This is a genomic window from Candidatus Zixiibacteriota bacterium (assembly GCA_014728145.1).
Taxonomy (GTDB): domain Bacteria; phylum Zixibacteria; class MSB-5A5; order JAABVY01; family JAABVY01; genus WJMC01.
Genome location: WJMC01000168.1, coordinates 1 through 6,379 on the forward strand (window position 1 = coordinate 1; position 6,379 = coordinate 6,379).

The 6,379-nt window shown below is 52.1% G+C and carries 4 protein-coding genes; 3 read left to right on the forward strand and 1 reads right to left on the reverse strand.

Features of this window, described 5'->3' with window-relative positions; all coding sequences use genetic code 11:
* The coding region (locus GF404_09995; protein MBD3382514.1) for an AAA domain-containing protein at positions 1 to 1,958 on the forward strand (1,958 nt) is incomplete at its 5' end.
* 60 nt (positions 1,959 to 2,018) lie between these two features.
* On the opposite strand, the gene GF404_10000 is transcribed toward GF404_09995, so the two are convergent.
* Positions 2,019 to 2,315, reverse strand: coding sequence for a PEP-CTERM sorting domain-containing protein (locus GF404_10000; GenBank protein MBD3382515.1), 297 nt, complete (start codon positions 2,313 to 2,315; stop codon positions 2,019 to 2,021).
* Between the two features lie 340 nt (positions 2,316 to 2,655).
* Between GF404_10000 and GF404_10005 the strand changes: the two genes are divergently transcribed.
* On the forward strand, positions 2,656 to 4,461 hold the full coding sequence (locus tag GF404_10005; GenBank protein ID MBD3382516.1) for a hypothetical protein: 1,806 nt from the start codon (positions 2,656 to 2,658) through the stop codon (positions 4,459 to 4,461).
* Between the two features lie 20 nt (positions 4,462 to 4,481).
* A partial coding sequence (locus tag GF404_10010; protein ID MBD3382517.1) for a hypothetical protein occupies positions 4,482 to 6,379 on the forward strand: 1,898 nt, incomplete at its 3' end.

The following is a 6,379-nucleotide window of genomic DNA, read 5'->3' on the forward strand; positions in this document are numbered from 1 at the left end:
ACGGCGATGTGCCCGAATCACTCAAGGAAAAGAAGCTGGTTGCGCTTGACCTGGGTTCGCTTCTGGCAGGCTCGAAGTTTCGTGGCGAATTCGAGGAACGGCTTAAAGCTGTGCTGAAGGAAGTCGAAAAATCGGAGGGTTCGATCATCCTGTTTATCGACGAACTGCATACCTTAGTCGGCGCGGGTGCGGTTGGTTCCGGTTCGATGGATGCCTCCAATATGCTCAAGCCGGCGCTGGCAAGGGGCGAACTGCATTGTATCGGCGCGACCACAATCGACGAATACCGCAAGCATATCGAAAAAGATGCCGCACTCGAACGCCGGTTCGCACCGGTCATGATCGAGGAGCCCTCGATCGAGGATACGGTTTCGATTCTGCGCGGTCTCAAAGAACGTTACGAGATTCATCACGGTATCCGCATAACCGACCGGGCGATAGTATCCGCGGCGGAGCTTTCCGAACGGTATATCTCGGACCGCTTTATGCCCGACAAGGCGATCGACTTAATCGATGAGGCGGCCGCCAACTTAAGGATCGAAATCGATTCGATGCCGACCGAGCTGGATCAGATCGAAAAAAGGATTCGTCAGCTCGAGGTCGAAAAAGAAGGCGTCAGAAAAGAAAAAGATGCTGTCGAACGGCTCAAGCCGATCGAGGAAGAACTCGAGGATTTGTATGCTGAGCGCTCCAAACTGAGCGAGCACTGGAAGAAAGAAAAAGAAGTGATCGAGACCATTCACGGGCTCAAGACCAATATCGAGGATTTAAGAATCCGAGCCGACAAAGCCGAACGCAATGCCGAATTCGAAGAGGCGGCACGCCTGCGTTACGGTGAAATCGACCGGATGACCAAACTGCTCAAAAGCGAGCAACAGCGCCTGAAGGAAATTCAGGCGGAGATGAAACTCGTCAAGGAAGAGATTGACGAGGATGATATTGCCGATGTCGTCTCGAACTGGACCGGTATCCCGGTAACCCGCCTGACCGAGTCCGAAACCGAGAAGCTTCTGCATCTGGAGGACAACCTTCACCAGAGGGTAATCGGCCAGGATATCGCGGTCGAATCGGTCTCCGAGATCATTCGTAATTCGCGCGCCGGCCTGTCCGATCCCAATCGTCCGCTCGGTTCATTTATATTTTTAGGTCCGACCGGTGTGGGTAAAACCGAGCTGGCCCGGGCGTTGTCCGAGCTGATGTGGGGTTCTGAGGAAGCGATGGTCAGGATCGATATGTCCGAATACATGGAGAAGCATTCGGTTTCGCGCCTGATCGGTGCGCCCCCGGGTTATGTCGGTTATGACGAGGGCGGTCAGTTGACCGAGGCGGTTCGTCGTAAGCCCTATTCGGTAGTGCTTCTGGATGAGATCGAAAAGGCTCATCCGGAGGTCTTCAATGTACTGCTCCAGATCCTGGAGGATGGTCGTCTGACCGACAACAAGGGACGTACGGTCTCGTTCAGGAACGTGGTTTTGATCATGACTTCGAATATCGCCGCTCCGCAGATTATGGAGATGTCGCGCGATGTCGAAAGCCAGGGCTGGGAAGCTGTCTACGGACAGATCAAGCGCGAAGTGATCAAGATCATGGAGCAGTCGCTGAGGCCGGAGTTTTTGAATCGTATCGATGAGATCCTGGTTTTCGAACCGTTGACCCGCGATCATATCAAGCAGATCGTCAAGCTTCAGTTCGAGATCGTCAAGGATCGTCTCGCGTCGCAGAAAGTCGAGGCTGAACTGAGCGATGATGCGGCCTCGTATCTGGCCGAACATGGTTACGATCCGGCCTTCGGCGCCAGGCCACTGAAACGACTGATCCACAAGGAATTGATCAGCCAGATCTCCAAACAGATGCTGAAGGGTGAAATCAAGGCCGGGCGGAAGATAGTTATCGATGCCGCCGGTGATGGCTTGATATTCCGAAATCGAAATCAGGTGGAAGAAAAGATAGCCGGTTAAATCATGTAGATAAGAAAAAGGCAGTCAAAATGACTGCCTTTTTCTTCATAAAGCTTGCACTTACCGCTTTTTGCGGAGCAGGCCGGCACCCATCAGGCCCAGACCGACGAGAACCAGTGTAGTCGGTTCAGGTATCGGGGCCGGGGTAGAATCATTTGAGCCACCCTCAAAATTGTAAGGATGATAATAATCTTCATCCATCTGAGCCGGTCCTGAATTCGGCGCTGATCCGGTAAGGCCTTCATTGCCATTAAGTTCAACCCGACCCGAGACTATCGAGGGGTCGTAGATGGCAAACCCCTGCGATGTCATCGTGACCAGAGCCAGAATGACCAGAAGTACTGTAACTTTTCGCATAATATCACGCCCTTCACATGTTATTTTGTCTCACTCCATACTATTCAAGAATCATGCCAAAAGCTTAAGTTGTTGTATTGCAACGAAATCATATCTGAATTCCAAGTTCCGCGGATGTTTCTATGTACAGAATGTCGACGGGCATAGTTATGTTACAGTAAGACTAAACAATGTGCCGGAACGGGTTAAGTGGGGTATAAGGGAATGTCGAAATTCTTAACAAATTATTATAAATTCATTAAAATTTAGTTAAGGTAGGTGTTTTATGGAGCAGATTCTTTTCATTTTGGTTGAAAATAATTAAAAATTTACTTTTATTTCAGGTGCTCCGTGATCATGGATGACTGTTATTCAAAGGACGATTATGCCCCGGGCCCAGTCTCAATCGCAACAGAATCCCCAGCTGTTGACACCCTCATTTAAGGTGCTCATCGATGGTCGTCCGCTGGACGCGAGAGTTGAGTCGAGAGTACTTTCGATCAAGGCCGAAAGCGACCTGGAAATTCTCGATATGTTCGAGATGCGGTTGTATGATTACGACCTGGAACTGATCAACTCCAACGATCTGGCGATCGGCAGGACGGTAGAGATCAAGCTGGGGTACCAGGAAAGCAGTCTGACCACGGTTGCAACTTGTGAAATAGTTGCCTGGGAGCCGGAGTTTCCGCAGGGAGGAGCGGCCTACCTGACGGTTCGCGGTTACGATAAATCATTTAGATTGTCTCGCGAAAAGAAAAGCCGTTCGTTTGTCAAGATGAAGGACTCCGATATCGCCACCCAGATCGCGCGTGAGATGAGCCTGACACCTCATGTAACCGCCACCAGCGAAGTTCATCCGTATGTTTTTCAGCGCAATCAGACCAACCTGGAATTTCTGATGGAGCGTGCCCAGCGGATTTTGTTCGAGATGTATATCGAGGGTAATAATCTTTATTTCAGGCCTCCCCTGTCGAATCTGAGCCGGCAGGTCAGCCTGGTGTGGGGCGAATCGCTGGCTGAATTTTCTCCCCGCCTGTCATCGTTTAACCAGGTTTCCGAAGTGGTAGTCAAGGGCTGGGATCCCAAGACCAAAAAGGAGATCATCGGGAAATCCCGTTCCGGTGATGAACATACGACCCTGGGTGGTGCGCAGACAGCCACCCAGATCATGGAGTCGGCCCATGGTTCCACCAAGACATTCAAGGTCGACCGTCCGATTCACAGCCAGGCCGAAGCCGACGCGCTGGCCCGTGCCCATTTCAACCGGCTCTCGATGGGATTCGTTACCGGCGAGGGAAAAGCCCTGGGGGATCCGGTGATTAAAGCCGGCGCGGTCATTGACCTTGACGGGATCGGCAATAAATTCAGCGGTTCATATTACGTTGTAAAAGCCACGCACATATTCAATGCCTCGGGTTACAGCACCCGTTTCGAAGTCAAAAAGAATTCGCTCGGTCGTCCGCCCACGCCCCCGGGACAGCAGGTTCAGCAGCAACAGCAACAAAACCAGAATTTCCTGGATGTTTTGCTTCAGGATCTCGAGGATCAGCCGGTGGCCGGAGCCGAGTATATAATCGTTGCGCCCGATGGTACTAAGTTTACCGGTACAGTCGGTTCCGACGGCAGGATACGCAAGGACAATCTGCCGGCCGGTGAATGCCAGATCATCTTCAAGCAGCTTGTCAACCCGCACTGGGAAACCGACACACTCAACCTTGGCGAGGAGATCAAGCTTATGGTCGAGTGCCCGGCCCATGATGCCGGCGACCAGATCGATTTTGATATTTACCGCGTCTATGCCGAGGCTGACGATGAGAAAATCACCACTGTCAATGCCACAGTGAGCGAGGAGTTCTCTGCCGAGGCGAGCTGGACCTATGAATACGATGAAAACGACGACGGCAAACGCCCGAAATTCATCTTCCGCGCCAAATCCGGATCTCTGGAGAAGAACAGCGATATCCTGCGGGTGGTCGACAAATTCGAAGCCGACCTGAGCGACGATTCCGGCAATGCCCTGACCGGCAAAGCTTACAGGCTGACTTTACCCGACGGCGAGGTGCGCGAGGGTGTTTCCGATGAGGAAGGCAAGATTATCGAAGAGGACGTTCCGATTGGTGACTGCCGTTTGAGGCTGGATGACGGTTCCACGCTGGAGCAGAATTGATATGAGGGGGATCGATCGTTATGCCGGATGAACTCCTGAAGCTGACCCGCCAGACCAATATCGAACACCAGGAACAGCTCCCTTCGCGTATCAAACGTGTCTTCTTCGCGCCCCAGTTCGCCAAACCGGGTGACACGGTCAAGATCATTATCGAGACCGAGCAGGTGGCCGACAACAAGGAAATAAAAGTCAAGGTCGTGGCCGAGGACGATCCGGATAACATCACCCTTGATGAGGTTACCGGTCAGGTCTCGGGTAACCGTTGTGAAATTGATTATCAGCCGGCCGAGGGTGAAACCGATGAGGCGGAGCTCAAACCGAAACTGGGTGTCAGCATGTTTCGCCTGTTCCGCGCCAAAGCTGAGATAGAAGAACCGCAGGTAAGTTACGACAGCTCCGATAACGCGCTCGGATTCGGCGCGCTCGGTGTGATCTTCGATTCCATCGAGGAACGTTTCGCACCCCGTCGTGAAAGGCTCAGAATCAGGTACCGGTTTATCGATCCTGATAAAGAGATCAAGGGGGCGCGCCTGTATGTTTACGCCTCCAATTATGAAAACAAGAGTCATCCGGAGGACGACGCCGTAATTTATTCGGCGCTGATCCCGGCCCGGGAACGAACTCACCTGAAGGAATACACGATCAAGTGGTGGGGCGACACCACGGCCGAAAAAGGAGACCTGAAAAAGGGCGACACCCAGGCAACCTACATCAATCCGCTCTATTCACCGTACACGGTTGTAATCAAATATTCCAAAGACAATGAAGATCCCGATGATGACAGCGGTGCCGTGGCAAATCGCAAAAAAGCCGGTCCTGATGGTCAGGAAGTCGAATGGACGTTCAAAGTCGAATTCCATTCAATCAAGATGGAGCTGGGCGATTACGTTCCGCTTTACGAGATCCCGGTTGAAAAGAAGGAACGCGATAAGTGGATTCAGTGGCGTTTGAATGTGCTGGGTTACCCGGCCGGGCCTGTCGACGGCAATATCGGGCCGATGAGCAAACGGGCGATCAAGAATTTTCAACGTGCCAACTGGGAGGTGCCCTGGCCGGAAGACAAGAGCAAACCGCGCAAGCCCCTGGTGGCTGATGCTGTCGCCGGCAAGAAGACCCGCAAGGTCCTGGGTTCGGACCAGCGTGAGATTCGCCAGCTGTTTTCCAATGAAAAAGATCTCTTTGATTCATCCAAAGAGGTCAAGCTGTATACCCATGCCAACCTGTATTACTGCTATGAGACCAAAATCGAGGACGGCAAGAAGGAATGGAACCAGAACGCTGGTGATGAGTTTTTCACCACTAAAAAACATGACAAGGAAGCTGACAATTTCAACCGACCCTATATCCCGATAATCGGGAAGGTGATGATCAAACGTCGCAACGGGAAACCGGCCTTCGTCAGCCAGGCGGTCGGAAAAGTGCGGGTTAATTTCAAGGTCCTGGATCCGGCCGAGGATCTTGACCAGACTTCGACGGATGTCAATTATACACCCCGCAAGTTCATTAAAAAAGCGGGTGAAGAAGAGCCTAACGGCGGTGACAACTGCGCTGAGAAATTTTCCGGAGCGCGCGAAAAAGAGGACACCAAAAGTTACAAGACGTATCTCGATATCGGCAAAAACCTGAAACCTTATGAGTCCAAAGATGACAGCGCCAATAAATGCGTTTATGTCGAAGCCGACCCGACCGGCCTGGAGCCGGGCACGGCCGGGGTGTTTTTCGTACCGTCATATACAGCCGGAGACAACTATCAGCTCCAGGCTGAACTCGATTTCGAGAATCATCCCAACAAGGACAACCTGCCCTCGGATGCGGACTCTGTTAAAACCCTTTCTGCTAAAATCACGAACTGGCGCAAGCTCAAGCTGGCGGCTTATATCATCATGGGACGGCGCAACAACGCCACCAACCTGATGAC